20 protein-coding genes, 1 tRNA gene and 1 pseudogene are annotated in these 24505 nt (G+C 57.1%); 3 read left to right on the forward strand and 19 right to left on the reverse strand.

The features are described from left to right. Positions 1–113 precede the first annotated feature (113 nt). Both RIN49_RS21530 and RIN49_RS21535 read left to right on the forward strand, forming a co-directional pair. Positions 114–968: an AraC family transcriptional regulator gene (locus RIN49_RS21530; RefSeq protein ID WP_309122212.1), complete on the forward strand. Its 855-nt coding sequence runs from the start codon at positions 114–116 to the stop codon at positions 966–968. A gap of 113 nt (positions 969–1081) precedes the next feature. After that, complete coding sequence (locus RIN49_RS21535) at positions 1082–1489, forward strand: CHRD domain-containing protein (RefSeq protein ID WP_309122213.1); 408 nt, start codon at positions 1082–1084, stop codon at positions 1487–1489. A gap of 88 nt (positions 1490–1577) precedes the next feature. Here RIN49_RS21535 and RIN49_RS21540 read toward each other — a convergent pair whose 3' ends face one another. Genes RIN49_RS21540 through biuH form a run of 8 tightly spaced genes read right to left on the reverse strand, consistent with a single transcriptional unit; the run spans position 1578 to position 9910 of the window. Next, positions 1578–3356: an allophanate hydrolase gene (locus RIN49_RS21540; protein ID WP_309122214.1), complete on the reverse strand. Its 1779-nt coding sequence runs from the start codon at positions 3354–3356 to the stop codon at positions 1578–1580. A 24-nt stretch (positions 3357–3380) separates the two neighbouring features. After that, positions 3381–5030, reverse strand: coding sequence for a PucR family transcriptional regulator (locus RIN49_RS21545; RefSeq protein ID WP_309122215.1), 1650 nt, complete (start codon positions 5028–5030; stop codon positions 3381–3383). 20 nt (positions 5031–5050) lie between these two features. Continuing rightward, on the reverse strand, positions 5051–5485 hold the full coding sequence (locus RIN49_RS21550; RefSeq protein WP_309122216.1) for a cupin domain-containing protein: 435 nt from the start codon (positions 5483–5485) through the stop codon (positions 5051–5053). Between the two features lie 17 nt (positions 5486–5502). Next, positions 5503–6570, reverse strand: coding sequence for a cyanuric acid amidohydrolase (gene atzD / locus RIN49_RS21555; RefSeq protein ID WP_309122217.1), 1068 nt, complete (start codon positions 6568–6570; stop codon positions 5503–5505). Beyond that, complete coding sequence (locus RIN49_RS21560; RefSeq protein WP_309122218.1) at positions 6567–7319, reverse strand: ABC transporter permease; 753 nt, start codon at positions 7317–7319, stop codon at positions 6567–6569. Before RIN49_RS21560 ends, atzD begins: the two co-directional genes overlap by 4 nt. After that, positions 7316–8137, reverse strand: a complete 822-nt coding sequence (locus RIN49_RS21565; RefSeq protein WP_309122219.1) for an ABC transporter ATP-binding protein — start codon at positions 8135–8137, stop codon at positions 7316–7318. Before RIN49_RS21565 ends, RIN49_RS21560 begins: the two co-directional genes overlap by 4 nt. Positions 8138–8149: 12 nt before the next feature. Beyond that, positions 8150–9193 (reverse strand): ABC transporter substrate-binding protein, encoded by a 1044-nt coding sequence (locus RIN49_RS21570; RefSeq protein WP_309122220.1) that lies wholly within the window; start codon positions 9191–9193, stop codon positions 8150–8152. 30 nt (positions 9194–9223) lie between these two features. Further along, on the reverse strand, positions 9224–9910 hold the full coding sequence (gene biuH / locus RIN49_RS21575) for a biuret amidohydrolase (protein ID WP_375295272.1): 687 nt from the start codon (positions 9908–9910) through the stop codon (positions 9224–9226). Positions 9911–10365: 455 nt separating this feature from the next. Between biuH and RIN49_RS21580 the strand changes: the two are divergent. Then, positions 10366–11649, forward strand: a pseudogene (locus RIN49_RS21580) (amidase); the annotation flags it as partial. Positions 11650–11708: 59 nt separating this feature from the next. On the opposite strand, the gene RIN49_RS21585 reads toward RIN49_RS21580, so the two are convergent. The 11 genes from RIN49_RS21585 to RIN49_RS21635 form a co-directional block, all read right to left on the reverse strand. After that, positions 11709–12101, reverse strand: coding sequence for a hypothetical protein (locus RIN49_RS21585; RefSeq protein ID WP_309122222.1), 393 nt, complete (start codon positions 12099–12101; stop codon positions 11709–11711). Continuing rightward, positions 12094–12855 carry a ParA family protein gene (locus RIN49_RS21590; protein WP_309122223.1) on the reverse strand — a complete coding sequence of 254 codons (762 nt, stop codon included), beginning with the start codon at positions 12853–12855 and terminating at the stop codon, positions 12094–12096. The genes RIN49_RS21585 and RIN49_RS21590 overlap by 8 nt, the downstream gene beginning before the upstream one ends. 199 nt (positions 12856–13054) lie before the next feature. Beyond that, positions 13055–13126: transfer RNA gene (locus tag RIN49_RS21595), tRNA-Lys, on the reverse strand. Between the two features lie 66 nt (positions 13127–13192). Beyond that, a complete protein-coding gene (locus RIN49_RS21600) occupies positions 13193–13456 on the reverse strand; it encodes a hypothetical protein (RefSeq protein WP_309122224.1) in 264 nt (87 codons plus the stop codon). 78 nt (positions 13457–13534) lie between these two features. Beyond that, positions 13535–13822: a hypothetical protein gene (locus RIN49_RS21605; RefSeq protein WP_309122225.1), complete on the reverse strand. Its 288-nt coding sequence runs from the start codon at positions 13820–13822 to the stop codon at positions 13535–13537. 165 nt (positions 13823–13987) lie between these two features. Next, on the reverse strand, positions 13988–14215 hold the full coding sequence (locus RIN49_RS21610; protein ID WP_309122226.1) for a DNA-binding protein: 228 nt from the start codon (positions 14213–14215) through the stop codon (positions 13988–13990). A 131-nt stretch (positions 14216–14346) separates the two neighbouring features. Further along, the gene (locus RIN49_RS21615) at positions 14347–15477 is read right to left on the reverse strand and encodes a stalk domain-containing protein (protein ID WP_309122227.1); all 1131 of its coding nucleotides are present in this window, start codon (positions 15475–15477) and stop codon (positions 14347–14349) included. Positions 15478–15648: 171 nt separating this feature from the next. Next, positions 15649–15804, reverse strand: coding sequence for a hypothetical protein (locus tag RIN49_RS21620; protein ID WP_309122228.1), 156 nt, complete (start codon positions 15802–15804; stop codon positions 15649–15651). Between the two features lie 20 nt (positions 15805–15824). After that, complete coding sequence (locus tag RIN49_RS21625) at positions 15825–20765, reverse strand: OmpL47-type beta-barrel domain-containing protein (protein WP_309122229.1); 4941 nt, start codon at positions 20763–20765, stop codon at positions 15825–15827. A gap of 453 nt (positions 20766–21218) precedes the next feature. After that, positions 21219–22781 carry a response regulator gene (locus RIN49_RS21630; RefSeq protein ID WP_309122230.1) on the reverse strand — a complete coding sequence of 521 codons (1563 nt, stop codon included), beginning with the start codon at positions 22779–22781 and terminating at the stop codon, positions 21219–21221. Beyond that, positions 22778–24445, reverse strand: a complete 1668-nt coding sequence (locus RIN49_RS21635) for a sensor histidine kinase (protein ID WP_309122231.1) — start codon at positions 24443–24445, stop codon at positions 22778–22780. Before RIN49_RS21635 ends, RIN49_RS21630 begins: the two co-directional genes overlap by 4 nt. Positions 24446–24505 lie beyond the last annotated feature (60 nt).

Genomic DNA, 24505 nt, shown 5'->3' on the forward strand with positions numbered 1-24505 from the left:
CTTCATCTTCGGTGCATTGCTTTCATTATAGAAGAGCGATAAGCTACCTATGAACCGTCCATAACGGACAACCCCTTGTCCATTTCGGACATAAGTACCGGAGGAACCCGCCCATGCTCATGCGCTTGCTGCCTCAACGAAGCAATCCCGTTCTGCACGACCGCGCCAAGCTGCCCTTCGTCGTGTACACGGTCGGGACGGAGCATCAACAGCCGATCGCGCGGCTGCAAGGCTTCTCCGCCCATCAGCTGTTCCTGACGTTCGCCGGCAGCGGCCGCTTCCGAACGTTGGACGGTTCCGGGTGGCGAACGCTGTCCGCCGGCACGCTATTGACGCTGCCCGCCGACTGCCCTTACGAATGTGTCCCATTGGGGGACGAGCCGTGGCGGATCGGGTACGTCTCCTTCGCCGCGGCGTCGTCCGAAAGCTGGACCGAATGGATCGTGGGCCGACGGCCGGGATTCGCGACGATCCGCGAACCCGAGCTCGCTCTAGCGGGATTGGAGCGGATCTGGGACGTCAGCGGCCCGGCGTTCGACGCATGGGCGGCCTGCGAGCGGTCGTTCGCCTATTGCCTGCTCCTGAAGCGGCAGATGGATCCGGACGCAGCGCCTCCGCGCGAGGCCGCCTCGGCCGACGACAGCGGGGCGTACGCCGAACGAATTCTGGACGCGGCGATCCGGTACTTGCACGACCATCTCGACCGCCCCGTCGCCATCGCCGAGCTCGCCGGCTTCGTCGGATATTCGCAGCGCCAGCTGACGCGCCTCTTCCGCCGCAAGCTGAAGACGACGCCGCTTCGCTATTTGCAGGACTACCGGCTTCGGACGGGAGACAGCCTGCTCAAAGACAATTTACAGCTTACGATCGCGCAGACCGCGGCTTCGGTCGGGATGAGCGCGGAATACTTTTCGAAAATGTACAAAAAACGCTTCGGCCGGCTCCCCTCCGAGGCGCGCGCCGACTGACGTCCGCATCCTCGCGAATCCATTCGCCCATCTTCCCCTGTAATAGGTAGAGATACAAGCCGTTCCGGCCGCTCTGCATATGCTCTTGTAGATGCATAAAGGAGTGGTTGCGAATGAAACCGAAAACGTATCATGCCTTCTTACGGGGCGGGAACGAGGTTCCGCCGGTGCGCACGGTCGCGACGGGGAACGTCTTCTTCCGTCTTAACGATGCCGGGAACCGATTGTTCTTCCGGATGGTCGTCCGCGACATCGCTCGGGTGACCCAAGCGCACATTCATCTCGGCCGCAGAGGGGAGAACGGGCCCGTCGTCGCCTTCCTCTTCGGCCCGTCGAAATACGGCATCACGACGAGAAGAGGCGTCGTCTGCGGCTCGCTGACGCGAAGCGATCTCGTCGGTCCGCTGCAAGGCGATCCGCTGCGCGACCTGATCGCCGAAATCAATCGCGGCAACGCCTACGTCAACGTGCACACGACCCAGCACCCGAACGGCGAGATCCGCGGTCAGATCGTTCGATAAGTCTCCGGTTGCACCGGAAGCTCAAGATGCGCCAAATAAAGGAGCTGCCCCGGAACGACCCGGGACAGCTCCTCTTTTTCGTTGTCGATTATTGACCGTGCACCTTCGAATCGAGACACATCTCGAACTGCGTGCCCTGTTCTACAAGCCCTCTCCAACCTCCAAGCGCCGTGATGTCCTCCGCGCCGACCGTACCGATCGCTTCGCAGACGAATCCGGGCACCTCCGTTCCGTCGCGCAGCTCTACCTTGCCGATGCCGAGAGGCGCGGGAATGCCGGCGACGAAGGCGCCGAACGTCTCGAGCGGCAGCTCCCAGATTTCCAATCGAAGCGACGCGCCTCCCGACTCCGCCTTCACCAATCCCGGCTTCGCCGGTTCGGTCGGAAGCTTATACATGCGGTACTTCGCGGCCGTCGCATCCTCGCGAACGAACCTCCCCCCGTACCGACGCATCTGCGGCTCGAGCGGAAGTCCTCGCATATGCAATCCGCATACGGCGACCGGCGTCGTCGGCGTTCGGACCGCGAATCGCCGGGACGCCGCCTCGAGTCGCCCTTCCTTCCCGGATAACGCGAACAACGTAATGCCGAACGGCAGCCCGGGAGCCGCCTCGCCGCAAGGAACGGACACGGCGCTCAGGTCGAGCAGGTTGCAATGATTCGTATACTTGCCCATCACGCTGTTCGTCGCGATCGGATCGTTCCTCACCTGATCCCGCGTCCACGTGCCTCCGCACGTCGGCATGACGAGCACGCCGTCGCCGAGAAGCCGCTTCGCTTCGCTCTTGTACCGCTGCAGCCGATGCGCCGCGGCGAAGACGGACGCCGCATCGTACGTCCCGCCTGCGCCGGAGCGCAGCACGCGTTCCGTTACGGGCCATGCCGTTCCGGGATGGGCCTCGATGAAATCGCCGAGCCCCGCCCAACGCTCGGCTACCCACGGACCGCCGTATAGAATCTCTGCCGCCTGCGCGAACAGTTCGACGTCGATGCGCTCGACCGGCAGCCCCGTCGCTTCCGCTCGCTCGACCGCAGCGTTCCAGGCGGCTTCGTACGCTTCGGCGTAAGGACCGTTGAATTCAAGCGGGCCCTTCGGAACGAGCAGCTTGGAAGGGGGCGACGAGGGCGAACGCGGAATCGAGCGGGACCATGGATCCTGCGCATCCTCCCCCCGCACCGCCTCGTCGACCGCGAGCGCATCCTCCAACGTATGCGCGAACGCCGTCACGCAGTCCAAGCTGGCGCAGGCCGGCACGACGCCTCTCGTCGGCCATGCCCCGACGCTCGGCTTCCAGCCGTAAAGCCCGTTCAACGCGGCGGGCACGCGGCCGGAGCCGGCGGTATCCGTCCCGAGCGCGAACGCCGCATGCCCCCTCGCGACCGCGACGGCCGACCCGGAGCTCGATCCTCCGCTGATCAGGTCCGGCCGCAGCGCGTTGTGCGTCTCCCCGTACGGACTCCTCGTACCGACAAGCCCCGTGGCGAACTGATCCAAGTTCGTCTTCCCCATCGGAATCGCCCCCGCGGCGACAAGCCGCTCCACGACGGTCGCATGCGTCTCGGGGACGTAGGCGTATTCCGCGCAAGCCGCCGTCGTCGGCAGGCCCGAGACGTCGATATTGTCCTTCGCCGCGAACGGAATCCCCCATAGCGGCGCTTCCTCCGGATCGATCGTTCGCAGACGCGCCAGATAAGGCTCGATGCGCTCCAGCTCCGGCGGCGTAATCCAGACGTTCATCTCCGCATCCTCGTTCGCGCGTCGAACGAGCTCCCGCACCACCTCTTCAGGCGTGACGGTTCCTGCCGCATACTGCTCTCTTAGCCACGCTATGGATAATCGGATCGGTATTTCCGTCTTCGTCGCCATTCCTCGCCACCCCCGCGGGTTCTCCTACCCGGATAATGTCAAGCTCTTCTCGCCGCTCGTCTCCTCGACGGGCCGCATCTCTTGCAGCTTCACCGCCAGCTGCAGCTGCAATATTTCGTCGCCGACCTCGGCGTTAATCTCAAGCAAATCATAAATCCGTTCGACTCTATAGTTGACCGTGTTGTAATGCGTGAACATCTCCGCGGCGGTCTTCTTGACGTTCCGATTATGCTTGAAATACGTCTTCAGCGTATCCAGCAGCGCCGTGCCGTTCTTCTTGTCGTACTCGAGCAGAGGAACGATGTATCGGTCGCGGTACTCCCGAACCTCCTCCGCATCCGGCAGCATATACAGCAGCCGGAAGACGCCGAGCCTTACGTAATCGATGCAAGGCTCCCTTACATCGCAGATGGCGCTGATGTGCAGAATCTTCTTCGCTTGTTGATAGCTCTGATGCACATGATCCACCCGGTCGACCCGATTCCCGATACATAGCGAAAAGGACCCCTCCGCATCCGCAAGCGCCCCTAGCTCCGCGATTAAGGCGTCGACGGCTCTGCGCGCGTTCCCTTGCGGCGCGACGGCGACGAGGAAGGCGAAGCCGCCTTCCAGCAAGGTGGCCTGAATGCGATGACCGGCGAGCCGGACCCGAATCCGCTTGACCGCCTGCTGCAGCTGCTTCAAGCCCGGCTTGCCCGACACCCAGCGGATCGTCCCCGCATGGAAGCCGTGTCCTTCCTCGAGAGGGCACCCGCATGCCTCCGCCCGGATCTTGACATCCTCCGTCGTCACGATGCGCCCCGTCAGCCAATCCTGGAGGAACTGGTCGATATATTTCGCCTCGACCTCTTTCCGCGCGCTAGCGTTCATCATTTCCAGTCCCACCAGAATGCCGACCCGATCGATCGTCAGCTGATCGACGACGGAGTGCTCTTGATTCCATTCCAATAAGAGGATGAGACAGTTGGTGTATTGATCGTTGACGGCGGAGACGTAGACGCGGATCCGGCGGTCGCCCACCGTCATGAAGCTGACGCCGAGCGCGCTGTCCCCTCTCAGCCGGGACCACGTCATATCGTCCCCGATGCGCTTCGCGGCGACCTCCGCCTGAGGCGACAACAGCACCCTGTCATGGTCGTCGACCAAAATGACGGGATTGTTCAGCATCCCGTCGAGCGCCTGCAGAAACTCCTCGATGCCGGCCCCGTGCAGCAGCTGCTGCGACAGCTTTTGGAAGCGGCTCTGCAGGAGAGACAGCTCCCGCGCCTCCTGGACCAAGACGCGCTCCATAATGTCTCGCACGACATCGGAGAAGGCCGTGGACGCCGGCAACTCGAAGATGGGGAAGCCGAGCTCCTCCGCCGCCCGGAGCGCGCGCTCCGGAATCCGATCGATGAATCGTCTCGTCTTAACGCCGAGCGCGGCGACGCCTCTCGCGGCCAGCGCGGGGATCATATCGGAGATCGCGTCCGGGTTGTCCCGGAACGGAAATCCGCTCGTAATCAGAAATTCTCCGGGACGCACCCAATCGATGACGTCGGGCACCTCCATGACGTTCACGCGAGTAATCGGACGGTGCAGCCCGCCCGCCCCCGCCAACAGAACCGCTTCCTTCAGCTCGGGAATGAGCGGTATATCCCCGCAAGTAAAGCCGATTTTATTGTCATTCGCCATGGAACCCGCCTCCGGCTCGACTATTTTCTTACGGAATACACATCTTCCACTAACGTCGTATTAAAGAACGAATTCGCCGGAGCCGAACGGTCGACCGGGACGAAGATGCTGATCTGCTCGCTAGGGGTATCGCCGTCGTTCGCGACGGAATGGAGCACGCCGGCAGGAACCTGGAACGTGTCCCCCGCCCGATAGCTCTTCCACTCGCCGCTGCCGAGCAGGAGCTTCACGTTCCCGACGGTAATGTGAATCACCTCGACGACGTCGTGAACATGAGGAAGCACTTGGCCGCCGACTCCGATCTTCTCCCATAGAATCGAGCTCATTCGAATGCCTAGGGCGTCGGCTTCCGCCGCGGAGACGATCTCCCGGTGGTACAATTCAATATGGTTCGGCATCAAGTCCCAATTCATGGTCTCGCCGGTCAATACCTTCGTTTCTTTCATCAGCGTCATCGCGCGTTCCTCCGGTTCTATGGTTGTTTTCTTCGGAAAATGGCCGCCACCGGGCCGCCGCCCGCGGGGCCTTGGTGCTCCGCGCCGCCGGACACGTAAATCATCGGGTCGCCGCTTACGTAAGCTAGAACCCCCCCGACGACCGCGCGGGCATGCCGGGTATGATTGATATCCGAATCGTTCAGCATCGTATGCCTGCGATCCCGAACGAAGCCGGTCGGGTCCGCCTCCGCCTTCGCCAGCACTTGCGCGAGCTCGGCTTCGGGGTGCGCGTCCAACAATCGGCGAAGCGCGTCGCCGTCGACGGCGTCCTTCATGACGCCGTGATCGACGAAGAACGGTCCCTCCGCGTTCGACGAGTTCCCGAATACGATCACTTCGCAGCAGATCAGCTCGCTGCCGGCCGAGGTGGAGGCTACCTCGCTATACTTCTCCCATGCTTGGCAGATGTCCGATTCGACCAACGCCGCCCCGTCGATTTCGCCTAACGCGAGCGCCGTTCCGAGCGCGGACGCCCCTCGCGAGTAACCCATGGATTTGTACGTGTCCTCCGTGACGACCGCTTCGCCGCGAGCCGACGCTTCGCGAATCGCATCCGTCGTCAGCAGCGGACACTTGATTTGAACGAAATGCACGTCCGCGGCGTCCGCGATCCCCGCCTCCGCGACGGCGTCCCGGACAGCTTCGGCGACGGCCTCCGCCTGCGCCATCCGCCCGATTTCTTCGGGGCGGAAGTCCCTCGTATGGCGGACGCCGATCGCGAGCGACTTCGTTCCGTCCGAAGGCGTCTTGCCGTTCGACGTTCGACTGATCACCGTCAAATGCGGACTTAAGACGCCTTCGGTTCCGCCCGACATGACGTACGAGATGCGGGAAGCCGCTTCGCCGATCCGTCTCTCGAAGAAGTCTTGCAGCGACCGAACCGCGTACCCTCGGGTAAAATCGTTCACGCAGCCGTTCCCCTCCGTCTTGCCCAACACGGCGACGACGTCCCTCGGCTCGATCGATCCGTCTCGGATCGCGTCGCCCAGCGCCGACACGTCGCTTGGGGAGCGCGTCGGAATGCGTACGATCGAACATTTCATGCCTCATCGACCCTTTGCCAAAAGATTACCTTCTTCTCCAGCCAAGCGATGGCCCAGAACAACGCCAAACCGCAGGCGGCGGAAGCGATGATCGCGGAAAACATAACCGGAGTATCCATATGATAAGAAGACACTAACACCACGTACCCTAATCCCTTGTTCGCGCCGACGAATTCGCCGACGATCGCCCCGACGATCGCGAGGGAGCTTGAAATCTTCAGCGCGGATAAGACGTACGGCAGACTGGTCGGCAGCCGAAGCTTCCAGAACATGTCCCACTTCGACCCCTTGTACGTCGAGAACAGCTCCCACGCCTCATGCTCGATCGCCTTGAGCCCTTTGACGCTGTTGACCAGAATCGGGAAGAAACAAATTAACATGGAGGCGACGACTTTGGACGAATACCCCGTTCCCATCCAGACGACGAGCAAGGGCGCCAAGGCGACCAACGGGGTCGTCTTCAGCGCGATCGCGAGAGGGAACGCCCCTTTTTCGATCGGCTTGGAATGTACGAAGATAACGGCGGTGAGCAGCCCCAGCACGTTAGCGATGAGAAAGCCGACCAACGCCTCCAGCAGCGTGACCGTCATATGCGACGCCAAGTTCGCGTCCATCGACGAGACGACCGACGAAGGCGCCGGCAGCAAATAAACGGGAATGTCGAACCATCGAACGGCGAGCTCCCACAAGACGACGAACACGGCCGCGAAGCCCAGCGGATACAATGCGTTCTTGAACGAGTCTTTCATTGTTCCTTCACCCGCTTTCTCAGCTCCTTGACCGTCTGGTAGAACGCCGGGTGCTCCTCCATCCCGACGACCCGCGGGCTCGGGAGCGGCACCGGGACGATTGTATCCACGCCGGCCGGTCTCGGGGACATCATGACGACGCGGTCGGACATGATGACGGACTCCTGAATGGAGTGCGTGACCATGACGATGGAGCTGAGGCTGCTCTTCGGGTTTTCCCACAGCCGGAGCAGGTCGAAGTTGAGCTTCTCCCTCGTGAATTCGTCGAGCGCGCCGAACGGTTCGTCCATGAGCAAAATTTCCGGGTCTGCGGCGAGCGCCCGCGCAATGGCGATTCGCTGCTGCATCCCTCCGCTCAGCTGATGCGGGAAGTGGCCGCGGAAGTCCTGCAGCCCTACGAGCTGCAGCGCGCTCTCCGCCTTTTCCTTGCGTTCCCGCTTGGAAAGCTTCTTGTTCGGCCCCATCGTCAACGTCAGCTCCACGTTCTGGACGGCCGTCAGCCACGGCATCAATACAGGCTTCTGGAACACGATGCCGATGTTCGGCTTCTTGGACGCGTAGGCCACTTCCCCGCCTTGATCCGGCTTCAGGAGCTCCAGCATGAGCCGGAGCAGCGTCGACTTCCCGCAGCCGCTCGGGCCGAGGATCGAGACGAATTCGTTCTTATAGATATCAAGGGATACGTTATTCAGCACTTGGACCGCCCCGAAGGAGAGGGAGCATCGTCTCAGCGAAATCGCGACCTCGCGATTCCGGGGCTCCGCCGCCTCTTGCATTCCGTTAGCGCCTTGCTGCAACTCGATCGCCTTCGCCAACATGCGCCTCTCCTCCTATTCCAAAAATTCGTTCGTGAACACGTCCTCCATCGCTTGCTCCGCCTTCTGGAACCCTAGGCCCATCAAGCTCTCTTGCAAGGTCGACCACGCCGCTTCGTCCATCTTGCCGAGCGGCAAGTTGTCCGGCTGCAGCAGCGGAACGCTCGCTTTCATCATGTTCACTTCGTGCTCGAGCGTCAGGTTATCGGCATATTCGAGACCGAACTGCGCCGCTTCTTCCGGATTTTCCAACGCGTACGCCCAACCCTTCATGGATGCCTGGACGAATCCCTTCACCAATTCCGGATCCTTCTCGATCAACGCCTGCGTCGTGAACAGCGTATCGGCGTAGAAGTTGATGCCGTAATCGCCCGGTCTAATAATATTCACTTCATGCCCGAGCTCCTCTACCGCGAGCACTTCGTTGATCACGTATCCCGGCCACACCTTCACTTGACCGCTGAGCAACGGGCTCAGATCGAACTTGATCGGCATCTCTTCGATGGATTTCGCATCGACGCCGGCGCTTTCCACCATCGCCCGGAACGTCAGCTCCTCGTTCCCGCCGAGCTTGACGCCCGCCTTCTGACCGACGAGATCCTCCACCTTCGTAATGCCCGATTCCTTCAAGCTGAACAGCACGAACGGCGTTTCGCGATAGATCGTCGAGATCGCCGTCACCGGCACGCCCTTCTCGCGCGCAAGCAGGATTTGGTCCGCGCCCGTGACGCCGAATTCCTCGCTGCCGGAGGCGACCATCTGCACGGAAGGGAAATCCGAGCCGCCGGGGCGAATCTCGACATCCAAGCCCGCTTCTTCGTAGAACCCCTTCTTCACGGCGGCATAAAACCCGGCGAACTGCGCTTGATGCACCCACTTGAGCCGCAGGACGACTTTCTTCAGGCTCTTCGGAGCCGCTTCTTCTTGGACTTCGGCCGAATCGGACGGCGCGGGAGACGCAGTTTGCGCATTCGAGCCTCCGCCGCAAGCCGACAACAGTAGAAGCATGAAAGACATTGCGATCAGTACGGGTTTCTTCTTATTTGCTTTTCCCCACATAGCTACCACTCCGATTGTTTTATATATTTTTCAAAACTCTTCTAACGCTTTTAAGACGCTGGCGGAACTCGCTACGCTGCCGAACACGCCGCCCTGCATCGTCACCATCTTCAGCGCCGCCCGGTGATTCCCCTCGTCCGTCGCGCCGGTGCAATCTTCTAAGATCAAGCATTCGTACCCGCGGTCGTTCGCCTCCCGCATCGTCGTGTGGACGCAAACGTCGGTCGTGATTCCTGTGAGCATGAGATGCGTAATGCCTCTGTTCTTTAGGATGAGGTCCAGATCCGTCGCATAGAAGCTTCCCTTGCCGGGCTTGTCGATAATCGGTTCCCCCTCGATCGGAGACAGCTCCTCGACGATTTCCCAACCGGGCTCGCCTCGGACGAGAATGCGTCCTTTCGGGCCGAGCGAGCCGATCTCGGCTCCCGCGCGCCGGCTCCTCCACCGTTTGTTCGCCGGCAGATCGGACAGATCCGGCTTATGTCCCTCTCGGGTATGGATGACCGTGAAGCCCTCGATTTGCCGGACGCGCTCCAACAACGTCTTGATCGGTCCGATGGCCCTCGCCGTCAGCGATAAGTCGTACCCCATCCGCTCGACGTAACCGCCCTTGCCGCAAAAATCGATTTGCATATCGATGATGAGCAACGCAGTCTTCGTGGGATCTATCCTAACATCATAAGGCCAAGGGTATGGTGTAGCATCGACTGTCGCCATCGTTTTACGTCCCCTTTCTGAGAAAAGCAATGGAATCTCTACCTGTCGTCAACCGATTTTGAATCATAAACTGCTATGTTTAGGTCGTTCGCCTTGTCATGTGTCATATTATATTACAACATTTTTGCGATGTCTTTATATTTTTCACAAAACGATCGCCTTTCTCTTTGTGAAATTCTATAAATCATCGATTTGATGTTATGTAATATAACATTTTGCACTTGCTCCCCCTCGATCACCCCCCACTTCTATAAACACTCCTCAAAGCTCCATTTTCCCTTGCGAAAAGGCGGTTCCTTAGCGAAATTAATATTATTTTTCATAATGAGCCAACCATTCCGTTAGGTTATATTACAAATATACGTTACTTCCATTGACGCACATCCATCCCCTGACTAGTATGTAAATCGTAGACGCCTTCATCGCGGGGGCTTAGCCTTCGCGCGTCGGGCGAGCCGCTCGGGAAGCTGGCCGGCGTCCCTATCGTTATCAAAGAAACCGTAGACATGGCGGGCTTTCCTTCGACGATGGGCTGGGAACCGTTAGCCAAGGAGCTCGGGGGCATCGAGCTGATCCCGGAACGCGACGCTCCGGTCGTGGCCCGCTTGAAAGCCGCGGGAGCGGTCATTCTGGGAAGAACGAACATTCCCGCTTTCTCTTCCTCCGGAACGAGAGCCACGACGAGCTGGGATGGAGATACCTATAACGCGGTCGACGCGAAGCTCGTACCGGGGGCGAGCAGCAACGGCACCGCGACCGCCGTCTCGGGCAATATGGCCGTTCTCGGGATCGCCGAGGAAACCGGCGGGTCGATTCAGAATCCCGCCGCGGCTCAAGCGCTGGTCGGCATTAAGCCGACGTTCGGACTCGTCCCGAACGCCGGGGTCGTTCCGCTGGCCGGCAGCACGCGCGACGTCATCGGACCGCATGCCCGAACGGTGCGCGACGCTGCGGTCATGCTTGACGTGATCGCGGGTTACAGTCACGAGGATCCGAAAACCGTCGCCTCCATCGGCAACATCCCGAAGTACGGGTATACCGCGAAACTCAACAAGTTAGCGCTCAAGGGCGAACGCATCGGACTTTACGGCCCGGGTTGGCGGAATCAGGAGCTCACGGAGGAAACTCAGGAGCTGTACGATCAAGCGGTAGAGGAATTGGAAAAGCAGGGCGCCACCGTCATCCCCGATCCTTTCGCCGACACCGGCTTCGCCGAATACGTGAAGGCGAACGGCTCCGTGGGCATCGAGTCCGTGATTTACGATATGGAAGATTACTTAGAGCGGTTAGGTCCCGACGCCGCGATTCATTCGGTAGAGGAGCTTCTGGAGAAAACGGGAGAAAATCCTTCCATCTTTAACCGCTACGAAGGCAATCTGCCGGATCCGGACGGCGTCGCGGATTTGTCGAAATTCGTGGAGGTGCGTACGAAATACTTAGAATACATCAACGAGACGATGGATAAATACGATCTGGACGCGCTCGTATACCCGCAGATGTTCAAGGAATCGCCGCTCTTAAGCACCGAGGACAATATCGGCGCGACGACGGTTTCCGAAATTAACGTCGCCGGCGTGCCGTTGGTGACGGTGCCGTCGGGCTACTACGACAGCGGTTCCCCCTTCGCGATCGTCTTCGTCGGGAAGCTGTGGAGCGAAGCCAGCTTGCTCGGGATGGCGTTCGATTACGAACAGGCCACCCAATCCCGCGAAGCGCCGACGCTCGTTGTAATGCCTTAATCGAAAAAGAGCCCCGCCATTCTCCCGGCGGGGCTCCTTTTCCTACTTGTAGTATGTACTTACGGAAGCTTCTCGAGGTAATCCTTCAACGCTTCGTTGACAATCCTCGTCTTTTCCCCTCGTTCTCCTTGGCAATAAGCGTCTAACTTCTCTTTGAGCTCGTTCCGGATCCAGAAGGTGTCTCGCTTGTAAAGCTCCTCAAATTTCTTGCGTTTTTCCCGCTTCTGCGGTCCGCCCTGAGACGCTGCATGATCAACCGCTGCATTTGCGTTTACGTTTACGTTTTCGATTGCATGCTCGGATACGTGTTTGTTTTCGTTTTCGTATACGTTTACGTAACTTTCAGCTTTCGGCTCGGCGTCCGCTCCGCTCGTATCGATCAGCTGCGTATGAACGCTCGCGCCGCTCGAGTTTCGAATCTTATTTTTAATGCGTTCCATCGCGTTAGACACGTTCCAACAACTCCTTTACGAACCCGTGGTATTGGTTCACGGCTTTCTTCAGCTCGGGATTATCCTGGAATCCGTTGATGGATAACCTTCCGGTCGCCGCGCTTCGCGTCAGAATCGTTTCGAAGCAAATTTCCTTATACTCCTCCTCCACCAGCTCGACCAACGCTTTGTTGTCCGTCCGTCTCGTGTCGATCATGCAGCGCAGGATGCCGCCGATCTTCAGCTCCTTGTTTACGAGCTCTTGGACATGCACGCAGGTTTCCAAGAATCTCCCCAGCGCGGAGTAACAAAACTTGCTCGTCTCGAACATCGCTACGACCGCGTGCGAAGCCGACAACGCATTGATCGTCTGGTCGCCGAGCGCCGGCGGCGTGTCGATGATGATGTAATCGTACTCGTCCTGCACGTTTTCCAGCGCTTCTTTCAGAACCAAGGAACGATTGCCGCGGTATTGCTCGTAGAGCCACGAAGGGAAGCGCGCCAGATGATCCTCCGCCGGGATCAAATGCAAGGAGTCGGAGATGCGGCGGACATAGGGTTTCGCGTCTTTCTCCTTCAAAGCTTCGAAGATCGTCGCGCCGTGGAAATCGTAGATATCTTGTTGGGTGAGCAGCTCCGTCAGGTTGCCCTGGGAGTCTAGGTCGATCGCCAACACTTTATAGTTCTGGCTTAATAGATAGGCCGTTACGCCCGAGGTCGTCGTTTTGCTGGAGCCGCCTTTTTGAATACCGAACGTAATGATCTTAGCTGCCATGCCTTCTGCCTCCTGCCGGTAAGGAAAATCTCTTCCTTAAAAATACCACAAAAACATAGATTCACCTACGTTTTTGTAAATGTTGATGTGTGCGTTTACGATATTGTCTACATATACGTTTACGTAAACATACTATTCAAAAAGAAAAACTCGCCGTCCTCCGCGTGGGAGAATCGACGAGCATATGCGTGAAACCCTATAGGCCCGGTGGGGGTCGAACCCACAACCTACCGGTTAAGAGCCGGTTGCTCTGCCATTGAGCTACGGACCTTCAAAGAGAATACAAGTATAGTATCACAACGATAATAGGGTTTCAATTAACTTTCGTCATTTTTCGTCATTCTTCGTCTTGTTCTACTACTCGCACCGCATAGACGAGCTGCATCGCCGGCCGACCGTTCGCGCCAATGATCACGCACACGGTCGTAACTCCCGGTCGAAGTCCCGTAATCGAAATCGACGTACGATCATGGGTGCATTCCAGCACTTCCGCATTCCCGCTGATGCATTGCAGTACGCTTAGTCCGGGCTTCAGCGGGATTCGGACCGTCCGGGTATCTTCGACTCCGACGGTAATCTTCTTCTTCCCATGGTTTCTCAACGCGTATCCACCTCCGATCCTCTGTTTCTATATTTATATGAATAGAGAAACGAATCGGATTGTACGCTTGTCTCGCCGCTACGGGAAGAGGTTGATGAGGAGAACCGGCACGCCGATCCCGAGCAACCACAGCATCGGAATCAGGTTCACGACGACCGCCGCTCGCGCCTTACGAGTTCGAAGCACCCAAGCCAAGATGGAGCAGACGAGCCCGGCCACCGGATACAGTCCGATTGCGGTCACGATGCCGACGGCTAGCCAGTTGAAGCCGGAATCGAAGCCCATGAAGGAAATCCCCCATATTAAGAACCAGAAAGGCAGGAAGATCGCATACGCGATTTGCGTAAGGATCAGAAACTTTTTCACGGAAACCCTCCCTTTCGAATTAGAACAAAACGTTCCAAATATGGGTCGATTAAAATCGTCAAAGAATTATAGCACGATCCCCGTTCGGCGTAGGGGGATTTCCTAAGAAAAAAGAAGCATCTCCGCCGGACAACGGCGGAATGCTCCTATTCCCCAAAACCGTATTTATTTCGTCGCCAAGATGTTATCGATTTCGCTCTTTAACAACAAATACCGATGAATGCTTCGCGAGATGGAAACCTTCGTGAGTTTATGCTTATCGACATAGGATTTCATGTGATCCTTGGAGAGTCCCAGCGACTTGCCCGCCTCCGTCACGGTTAACACTTCTTCGTTGCTGGTCGCGTTGAACGTCTCTTTCACCTTTAAATTCCAATCTTGAAATGTATACAAATGGGTCAACCTCTCCGGTTCCTTCTCGATCGGAACCTCTTCAGTATACCATGCCTCCCGCCAAAGAACGAGGGCCGCCCGCGGCCGGCATCGCCGGACCTTGGACAGCCCTCTATTCGGTGTAAGTTCCATTACCGTCTGGCGTAAAAGCCGACGAACGCTTTCGTTTCGAAATCGAACGCGACGGTCAGCGGCCCGAGAAGCTCGTCTTGCTCGGTTTGATACGTCACCGTCACCAGATTGCCGTTCGCCGCTTGAATGTCAGCGAGCAGCTGCTTCTGCTCCTCCGTGGTCGCCAGCACGCCCGAATCCTTCGCCGATACGATGGATACGATCGCTTCCTCCGGCTTCGTCGTAATTTGTGCCGCTTGTTCCGCCACTTGCGCCCACGCGAGGTCGCGGTATTCCTGCGCCGCCTCCGGCGTCATCTTGCCGGGCGCAGACTCTTCATCTCCAAGAACGACGAGATAAAACAACGGGCTCTGCGGCGGAAGGCTCTTCGTCATGATCGGACCGTAGTACGCTCGGACCTTCGTCCCGGCTTTCAGATCTTCCCATTCGACCGATTCGCCTTGCGCGGTCATGACGGCCGTTTCCTTGCCGGCGTTCAACGTCAACGTCGTCGCGGCTTGGCCGTCCTTCGTCTCGCCGAACTTCACCTGCCAGCCGTCGTCCGTACGTTCGACCGATTGAATGACGTCCTCCTTCACCAATCGCTCGGCGCCGACGGTAATCTTGGCGGCGTGGGATTGTCCCGGGAAGCTCAACGCCATGACCGGACCGTATTCGACGACGATCTGCGTGCCTTCCTTCAAATCCGCCGCGGATACAGCCTTGCCGGCTTCGTCGACGATCGTCGTCTCTTCGTCCGCGTACAAGATGACCCATCGGTTCGAGCCGTGCCCGAGGAACTCGATCCGGAATCGTCCGTCTTCCATCTCCGCGATGTCCGCGATCACTCCGGTGCCCGTCATATATTCGACCTCTTCTTCCTCCGCGTTGCCGGTAATGGCGATTTCGTTCTTGCCGGCGTCGTAGCTCACTTCGTAGCCCAAACCGGCCGCCGCGTCCCGCAGCGGAAGATACGCCTTGCCGTCGATATAGACGGGAACGATGGACGTCTTCTCGCCGTTCACGACGACGGAGACTTCATGATTCAGAATGCCGGATACTTTCTCGAACAACGACTGCGCTCCGACGGAAGCCGTAGTAGCCAACAAACCGGCCACGGTCATAACGGCGACTAATTTTTTATTTTTCATTATCGATATATCCCCTATCCAAATTGGTGTGCGTGCCATTGTCTGTCAACGTTGACAATCATTCAGACGGGGGTCGTTTTCGAAAGGTTGCACCGGTCCGGGAAATGCGCAATCCTGCCTAGGAAACGAAGAAGACCCCGGCCGAATGGCCGGGGCGCCTTACGTCTTCGATTAACTTTCGAACCAACATTGCTCTTGCCAGAAATGCCCGTTCCAAACGTATTCGCAATACTCCGCCGTCGTCTCACGAGCTTCGAGCGACTGCAGCTCCGGGCGGGTCCACGTTCGTTTCGGCTGCGAGACGGCTTGATGTTCCTTCCCTTCCATACGCTTATTCCTCCGCTCGGTTAATAAGATCCTGCGCCGGTGAAGACGCCGGTCGCGAAATCCATCTTGTTTATCGGCCCTTCGACATTGCCCGCTTGATCCTCGCTGTAATACTCCACTGTTTTCGTGACGCCGGCTTGCGCCGTGAACGGAGCGGCGTACGTCATCCATGCGCCGCCGTTGACGCGGTAATGCGTCGTCTTCGTCCCGGACCCGCCTTGCGCGTCGGACGCTTGCAGCGTCGTGACGAACCCGCTGATGTATTGCTTGCCTTGCTTGCTCGTGGCGAAGATCGGATCGAAATGGTACAGCGTGACCGGCGCCGTCCGGTCCAGCTTCAGCTCCGCAAACTGCGAGGCTTCTACATTGCCCGCGTTGTCGACGCTTCGGTACTCGTACATAGCGATCCCGTCTTGCGCAAGCAGGATCGGCCCCGTATACACGTTCCACGCGCCGCCGTTCACGCGGTATTCGGTCGACTTGACGCCGGAGACGTATTCCTCCGCCGCCGCGCCCGCTCCCGCGTCCGCCGCCGTAAGCGTCAGCGTAATGTCGGACCGGTGCCACCCGTTCGCGGGGTTCGGTCCGTACACCGAATCGACTACGGCCGTCGTCGTCGGCGGCAGCGTGTCGACCGGTTCCGGAGGATCCTTCAGCTCATACAGCTGCTCGATCTCTTCCTCGGTCAGAGGGTAGTTATACATGCGGAAATCGTCCATCATGCCGTTGAAATATTCCGTCGCTCCCGGCGGATCGAACCCGATCGTCAGCTTCCCGTCCGTATTGGCGAAGACGCCCTTCCAAGGAATGGAGGTTTTGTATTCCCCGTTAATGTAATACTTCGCCGTCGATCCGTCCCAGGTGACGGTAGACATATACCATTCCTTGTTCGGCATCGGCGTGTTCGGGAACAGATGCGTATACCCCGGCCGGTCGCCGCTCTTCAGACGCATCCCGGGCGAAGCGCCCCAGCCGTCGTGCAGGAACGAATACGGCCCGTAATTTTCCGTATGGCCCTTCGACAGAATCGGAGCGTAGCCCCCGGTACCGCCGTTCTCCTTATAGATCCACATGGAGAAGCTGAAGGACGTGGCCAAATCCAGCGAATCGCTGTCTTCTACGAGCACCCCGCTTCTACCGTCGAACTTCGCGGCCTGGCCGATCAACCCTTCGACGAAGGTCGGATTGCCGACCGACGGCGTCCCGTGGTTCCCGTTCCCCGAAGAATCGAGGAAATTGCCGTCGAACGTGTAGAAGGCGATCTGCCGTGGCGTCTGCTCCGCCCGAGCGGTAATATGCATGGTGTCTTGGCCTACCCCGCCGTCATCGTCCGTTACGGTCAGCGTCGCCGCATAGACGATGTCCGGGGCGTCCTTAGCCATAACGGGGTACGCGTGATCGAATTGGCACGCGGTCGACGTCGCGCCGTCGCCGAAGTCCCATAAGCAGGAATGGCGATCGTCGCGGCTCGCGTCCATGATTCGAGCGTTGCCTCGGTATCTCTGGCCGCCGAGCACCGTCACGTCGGTCCCCGCATCGACGAAGGGCGCGACGTTCTCAGGCGTTATCGGCTTCTTCACCTGGTATGTCTTCCCGTCTTTCGTCTCGATCGTCAACGTCGCTAGGTACGTATTGCTGTCATGGTAATAGTGCGAAACCGTCATTCCGTAGTCCGTGTAAGAGTTATCGCCGAACGTCCACGTGCTGCTCTTGATCAAGCCTTGATCGCCGCCCGCCGTCGTGTTGACGAGCGTGACCGACTCGCCTTCCTTCGGATTGCGCGGAACGAACTCGAAGTCGACGGGTTCGACCGTTTGCTCCAAGGTAAAGCTGTCGGACCGTCCCTCCGCGTCCGTGACGGTCAACGTCACCGGATAGGTGCCCGGCCCCGGGAACGTATGCGTCGGCTCCTTCTCCGCGCTGACCGGACTTCCGTCCCCGAAATCCCATGACCAGGAGACGATATCGTCGTTCTTATCCGTCGACAGATTCCGGAACGTCACCGTGTCCCCGCCGATCTGGCCGGTCTTCGCCTTGAATTGCTGCGTGGAGATAACGCCGCCTCCCCCTTGGGACGAGAGGGGTCTAAATAAAATGTACTTCGCTTCCATCGGCTTCGGGAGCATGAATTCTTGAAGCTCGCCGTTATCGGCCAACGTACCCTCGATCACGGTCGTGAAATCGTCGTCGTCCAAGCCGTCTTTCGAAATCGCGACCTCGAACGCCTTCACCCGTTGGTCGGCGAAGGAGGGACGAGGCCGGATTTGGATGCGGTCGATCACATACGTCCCGCCGTCCGAGAGCCCGATCTTCACCCATTGATCGGTTCCCGTCTTCGTGGCCCATGGGCTATGGTAATTGAACTTTAACATGTTCTCCGCGCTGTGCCCCGAGTCGTAATTGCTCGAGACGGCCTCGATCGTCGCCCGCTCCTCCAGCAGAGCGACGTTCTTGCCCGCCGTCACCGGGTTGAAGAACGCTTGAGGCAATTCGGACGCGCCGATCAGGAACGAGACCTGCTTCGCGGTCTCGACGTTGCCCGCATAGTCCGCGCTTCGATAGGCGACGGTGTACGATCCGTCCGCGCCGAACGTAACCGGGGACGCATAGACGGTCCACGCTCCCCCGTTGACCTGATACTCCGTCTTGGCGACGCCGCTGCCGCCGTCGGAAGCTTGAAGCGTGACGGTGACCGGGGATCGATAATAACCTCCCGTCCCGTCGGGCGCGGACGGCGATAATACCGCCGTCGTCGCGGGCGGCGTCACGTCCGCCGTGCTCCATGCGACCGTAGCCGGATTCGACGACAGCGCGCCGACTTTTGCGACGGCCTGATCGTCGCCCTCTTGCGTGCCGGCGTACTGGAACGTCGCTACGCCGTTATCGTCCGTCGTCGCCGCGAGCGTCGCCGGATGCGCGCCGGTCACCTCGAGCGTCGCCGGCGTGCCGACGACCGGCTGGCCTTGCGCGTCGAGCACCGTCGCCTGCAGCGTATGGACCGCGCCGAGCTCCAGCGTCGCGTTCGCCGGGGCGAGGCTGACGGCGGCCGGCGGCTGTCGCTGCGCCGCCTTGACGATCCAACTGACAAGGAACGTTCCCCCGAGCGGATTCGAATCGGAGACGAGCGCCTCGACGGCATGGAGGCCCACCGCGGTCGGACGATACGCGAACGTCTCTCCCGTCTGTCCCGTCGTCGCGCCGTTCACGAACCATTCGATGCGGATCGGGTCGTTATCCAAATCCAGCGCCTGGATTCGATAAGACGTCTCCTCGCCGACGCGCTGCTCGACTTGGCGCCCGGCGGGCGTCCGCTCGACCAGGGCCGGCATCCGGTTCACTTCCGCGACGGCGATCTGAGCGTAGTGGACCGCCTGCTTGCCGTTGCCGTCCGTGACCCTCAGCCCTATGAGCCCGTAGAACGGCCGGTGATACGTATACGTCGCGACGACGCCTTGCGCGTCGTCGAACGCCCCGTCGCTGTCCAGGTCCCACTCGTACGCCGTCAGCGGGGCGTCCCCTCTCGAGCCGCCGCCGTTGAACGCGATGACCTGACCCTCGTTGCCGGCGTACGGACCTCCCGCGTTCGCGAACGGATCGTCGTCCGCGACCGTCGGGTCCTGCAGAAGCTGGTTCACGAGGTCGACGACATGGCTGCCGAAGTCGACCAGATTCGCGCCGAACGCGTTGTTGTCATCGATGACGCCCGATCCTTCCGCCAACATCGCCGCTTTCGTAAATTCGAAGTCCATGGCAAGGAATTCGGCTTTGAACTGCTCGATGTCGTCCGGGGTCATGCCGAGCGAGGCGAAGTGCCGCCCCTCTTCCTCGGTGAAGCCCGAGCCCGCCACCCGCGCTTGCAATTCGACCAAGGCCGCGGCCTTCTCGTTCAGCGCCGCCGTATGCTCGGCGAATACTTGGTTGAAGCGCGAGACGCTGAAGTTCGTCAGCTGCAGCTGATCCAGCAGCAAGTTGACGTTGTCGCTTAGCGCCTTGCCGTGCGTTAACGCCCAATTCACGTCGCCCATCGCTTGCGCGCCTTGATAACGCTCCAACAGCGTCCACATTTGGCGGGTGATCGCTTGCTCTTTAGCGACTTCGTTCGCGAGAGATTGCATGGAAACTTCTAGAGGCGTATGATCTTGAAAATCGAGTACAACCCGCTCTCCCAACGGAGTAATATGCTTATAGTCCGGATCCGGCGGGTCGTCTTTGATGCCCTGATAATGCTTCGCCTGATTGGCGAGCTGAAGCAAGGCCATCGTTCTCGGATCTTGGAGGCCGCTGCGCATGAGGAAGTCCACGAACTTTTCGTTCGGGTTTCGGCCGGCGTCCGCCGCCTTCGCGAGTTTGAACAACTTTTCCGCGTGCTTCTTATACTTTCCCCAACGCTCCGCCAACTTCCCTGCATCTTCCTTCAGCTGCGTCAGATCGAGCGGCGGAACGACGCCGGTCGTGAACTCTACCTTGAAGGCGGGATCGATGACCCCGTCGACGAGGGCATTGTACTTGCCGTCTTGGCATTCGTCGAATACGATGGCGTACTCGCCGGGAGGAATCTTCCCCTCCGGTCCGGTGAACCCGATCGTCTCGGAAATGAAGAGGCCTGTCGACAAACTCATGACGCTGTTCGGCTTGCCGCCCCCTGCATCCTTCAGCTCTTTGCCGTCGGAGGTCAGCGGATGGACGCTGCCGCTCTTCACGATGAACAAGTCGGTCCATGTGGTCAATCCGTCGGGAAAGCCTACCGGGCAATGCGGAATCATCTGCATCTTCCCGTTATAGATCGTAATGTTGGCGTTGCCGCCGAACGTGGTGTAGTCATTCCCCTCCTGACTCCACATGATCCACTGACCTAGTACTCCCGTGCTTGCGTTCGCCGCCTGGGGCATTACGCCGAGCAGCAGCAGGCACGATAACAACATCAATACCATCTTGCGATAAATGTCGATCACTCCCGTCATGAAAAAATAATTCAGCCTTTCCGTCCGATCCTGAAAAATCGATACAAATTGTATCGCGCCACATTACTCTAACAGTCGACCGACATTTAAACAACGGCGGAAAACGCAGAAAAACCACAGCATTGTTCTTTATTAAGAACATCATTGTGGTTTTTCTGCGGATTTTGAAGTTTATCGCGGTTTCTTTCAACCTTTCTACGAACCTGCAAGGGTACGCCCGTACACGATCGCGTCGCCCTTTCCTTGGAGACGGCGGCGGCGGTCCGCTCGCCTGCATAAATACAGTTCATTCCCCTCCGAATACCTGCAATAACGCAGGTATTCGGCGTCTTGGCGTCTTTAGCTTACTTCAGACCTGAGGTCAACTCTTCAAGTTCCGCAAGCATCAGTGCCAGTGCTCGATGTATGAGCTCATGTTCCGCAACGGGCATTGAATTGTTCTGCCATAATCGCTCACGATCCCTTCCGTTGCCGGTATTCCAGCGGTGCAAAGCCGCAATATTTTTTAAATACTTGCGAGAAGTATGAGAAGTTGGAGTAGCCGACTTTAGATGCGATGAGATTGACGGGAATATTCGTATTCCTCAACAGAGACTTGGCGATTTCCGTTTTCTTCATCGTTATATAGTCATTAAGTGATATCCCCTTTACCTTCTTGAACAGTCGTGACAAGTATTCCGGATTAATGTAGATCGCTTCGGCAATTTCCGCACGGCTGCAGCTTTTCTCAATATTTTGGTCGATGTATGCAATTGCGCGCTCAATAGGATCCGGTACATGGTTCACATCAGATGCGTGCTCCTCCACATAATCCATTACGAAATTGACCAGATCAAGCATCTTGTCGAGTGAAGTGTAGGCTTGAATGTATTCAGAGTAAGGGTAGCGCGCGAAGAAAACCTCGCTGGCATCCAGCTTCATCTGCTTGGCGATTGTCAAGAATAGCTGAATGAAATCCTGATGGAACCGCGCCAGAAATTCGGCATGAACCACACCTATTTGTTTCTGCCGAGCCAAATAATTGTGAATTTCGTTACGCACTTTCCTACTGCCGCCGTTGGCTATAAGCATCACCCATTCCTGCATATCGGGCCCCCCGTGGGAGCCTTCCTTGTGGTGATTCATATTTTGCCTCGCAAATACTTTGCTGTATAAGGCAACATTGTGCTGACGCATCTGACAGAGCGTCCGATATTGCTGCTTTAGCATGTCAGCCAGCCCAATATCCGATAAATAGCAAACGATAGAGCAGGAACGCTTCGTCTGAATGCGCACGATCAATTGCTTGAGCAAGCTTTCAACCGGAGCGTCGAATGAACCCTCTGTATATAGAATCGCCAAATAATTCATGTCATCCAACTGGGCGATCAAAACCTTCAAGCGATACGGTTCCATCAACTGAACGACTTCGCGCTTTAATACGTCTTTGTCCTCCTGTTCACTCGGCTTCGTAAACTGAATGAGCACCGAGCGAAATAATGTTTGGGCAGAAAAGCGAATGTTAAGATTGTTCAAATCGCGCTGAAGCTGCCGATAGGAGTGGCCTGCGTTAAGCAGAAAGCCGCGAATGTAATTTTCCAGCAGAAACTGTTCATTTCCCCTCCAATATGCACCGTATTCATAAAGCTCCTGCCGCTTAGTGTTTGCTTGAATTTGCAGTACGGCACGTTTGATTGACGCATGAACATCCTCGTAGCTGGCTGGTTGGACAATGTAGTCAAAGCTGCCGAGCTGAATCGCTTCCTTCGCATATTCAAATTCGGAATGGGCGGAAAGAAAGATACACTGTAGGCCCGGATAGTCTTCCTTCACTCGCTTGTACAACTCCAAACCATTTTCCCTTGGCATCTCGATGTCGCAGAGCAGAATGTGTATCTCCTTCTCTCGGAGCAGCCTTCTCGCTTCATCCGCGCTATAGGCGTGGAAGACATCGGTTATGTCAAGCTTCTGCCAGTCCACACCTGTCAAGACACCTTGTACAACATCGTATTGGTCATCCACGACTAGCACATTCATTCTGTCCCGTCCTCCCCTTGCAGTCTGGAACGAAGCGGCAAGATCATTTCGGCGGCGGCTCCCCTTTCCGTATTAAAGAAAACGAGCCATGCCTTATCGCCGTAAAGCAGGGATATCCGATGACGCAAATTACTTAATCCAACATGAATGTCGGTGTATATGGTTGCATCTCCGTGATTCAGTTCTTCTAGAATCGAAGTGTCGAATCCGTCTCCATTATCTTGAATCGTAATGTCTGCGTAGTTGCCATCCTCACTCTCCAGTATAGTGGCTTTCACATGGATATGCAGTTGCCTATCCGGTCTCATTGTATATTTCACACTATTCTCTACGAAGGTTTGAATAGACAACGGCGGCAAGGCAAAATCCATCAATGCCGAATCGATATGCCATTCGCATATTGGCGGAATATGATGGGCGATATGCTGAATACGTATATAGTTTTGCACATGCTCCTTCTCTTGAGAAAGCGATACTAGCTGCAAGTTGTCTCTAAAGTTGTAGCGCAAATGATTGGATATGGCTAGGATCATCTGCTGCATCCGCTCAAAGCTTTGCTGTTGCGCCATGCCGTATAAGCTTTTCAAGCAGTTGAGAAAGAAGTGGGGGCGAATCTGGAGCTGCAAATGTTGCAGTTCTGCTTTCTGCCGCCGAATTTCCTCCTCGTAAGCTACAATTTTCAATTGTTGAATTTCATTCGACATATGAGTAAAAGCAGCATCTACTTGCTGGAATTCTTCAATCCAATATTCTTCGCGCAGCTGAGGATCGGAGCCCTTGCCAATTCTGTTCACCAGCCGCAGCCATGGCAACAATAAGGAACGGTTCAACTTGATAAGGCGAGTAAAGACGAGTACGACCGCCAGCAGAGACAAGGAAAACAGGATTGCGAACACACCTTTGAATACATTAGGCTTGGGAACGGCGAACACCAATTGAATATCACTGTTCTCAATTGGGGCGCTGACTACAACATAATTGTCATTGTTCCAAAGATCCTGTTCTTCTACAAACTGCCGATTCGTCAACGCAACCTGATCCATTGTAGCGTGGATCACCTTGACGCCGTCATGCACCAGATCCGTTGAATAGACACGCTCAAGATCCACCATAATAGCTGCATAAGTTCCATCCTTGCCCAGCAGTCTGAATAAATAGTTTTTACCTTGGACCTCGTAAGTCAACCAGCTTTTATAGTAAAAATTATCGTTCGTTTTGGCCAAATCATGCATTTTCCGTCGGATCGCTTCTTTCAATTCATAGGGATAACCCGATGTAAAAATATCGCGATACGTTTGATTGCCCTCGCTGTATACAAAAAATGCATCTGCCATCTTGTAGGAGTTGAGCGCCGATTTAAATTGAATCATAATTTCATGAGCTGCCACATGAGCTTGAAGTTCATCGGCGGGATGACTAATTATGCGAAAATTGTGATCCGCCACCGTAATATGAGTCAATAGCGTGTCCAGCGCATTCAGATCAATCTGCATATTCCGTGCGTATAACGCAAGCGACTGTTGATTAGACTCCACAAATTTGGCGTTAAATGTGTAGTAAGAGTAGAAATTATATACCGACAGTAAGCCAATCAATGGAAGCGTAATCAGTAATAAGTTGCGCAATACATTCATTTGGAATGATGCACTGACCTTCTTTTTCATGGATGAATCCCCTTGAGATGAATAAGTTCAAATTACAGCAAAGGCCACCTATGGAGAGCA

Source organism: Paenibacillus sp. (assembly GCF_031177825.1).
Lineage (GTDB): Bacteria > Bacillota > Bacilli > Paenibacillales > YIM-B00363 > Paenibacillus_AE.

Bases quoted from the DNA above. Each gene is read 5' to 3' on its own strand.
- RIN49_RS21635 (WP_309122231.1), bottom strand. From the start codon at position 24,445: ATGAAAAAGAAGGTCAGTGCATCATTCCAAATGAATGTATTGCGCAAC.
- RIN49_RS21590 (WP_309122223.1), bottom strand. From the start codon at position 12,855: ATGGCAGCTAAGATCATTACGTTCGGTATTCAAAAAGGCGGCTCCAGC.
- RIN49_RS21560 (WP_309122218.1), bottom strand. From the start codon at position 7,319: ATGAAAGACTCGTTCAAGAACGCATTGTATCCGCTGGGCTTCGCGGCC.
- RIN49_RS21540 (WP_309122214.1), bottom strand. From the start codon at position 3,356: ATGGCGACGAAGACGGAAATACCGATCCGATTATCCATAGCGTGGCTA.
- RIN49_RS21630 (WP_309122230.1), bottom strand. From the start codon at position 22,781: ATGAATGTGCTAGTCGTGGATGACCAATACGATGTTGTACAAGGTGTC.
- atzD (WP_309122217.1), bottom strand. From the start codon at position 6,570: ATGAAATGTTCGATCGTACGCATTCCGACGCGCTCCCCAAGCGACGTG.
- RIN49_RS21530 (WP_309122212.1), top strand. From the start codon at position 114: ATGCTCATGCGCTTGCTGCCTCAACGAAGCAATCCCGTTCTGCACGAC.
- RIN49_RS21620 (WP_309122228.1), bottom strand. From the start codon at position 15,804: ATGGAAGGGAAGGAACATCAAGCCGTCTCGCAGCCGAAACGAACGTGG.
- RIN49_RS21535 (WP_309122213.1), top strand. From the start codon at position 1,082: ATGAAACCGAAAACGTATCATGCCTTCTTACGGGGCGGGAACGAGGTT.
- RIN49_RS21615 (WP_309122227.1), bottom strand. From the start codon at position 15,477: ATGAAAAATAAAAAATTAGTCGCCGTTATGACCGTGGCCGGTTTGTTG.
- biuH (WP_375295272.1), bottom strand. From the start codon at position 9,910: ATGGCGACAGTCGATGCTACACCATACCCTTGGCCTTATGATGTTAGG.
- RIN49_RS21550 (WP_309122216.1), bottom strand. From the start codon at position 5,485: ATGACGCTGATGAAAGAAACGAAGGTATTGACCGGCGAGACCATGAAT.
- RIN49_RS21625 (WP_309122229.1), bottom strand. From the start codon at position 20,765: ATGACGGGAGTGATCGACATTTATCGCAAGATGGTATTGATGTTGTTA.
- RIN49_RS21545 (WP_309122215.1), bottom strand. From the start codon at position 5,030: ATGGCGAATGACAATAAAATCGGCTTTACTTGCGGGGATATACCGCTC.
- RIN49_RS21565 (WP_309122219.1), bottom strand. From the start codon at position 8,137: ATGTTGGCGAAGGCGATCGAGTTGCAGCAAGGCGCTAACGGAATGCAA.
- RIN49_RS21570 (WP_309122220.1), bottom strand. From the start codon at position 9,193: ATGTGGGGAAAAGCAAATAAGAAGAAACCCGTACTGATCGCAATGTCT.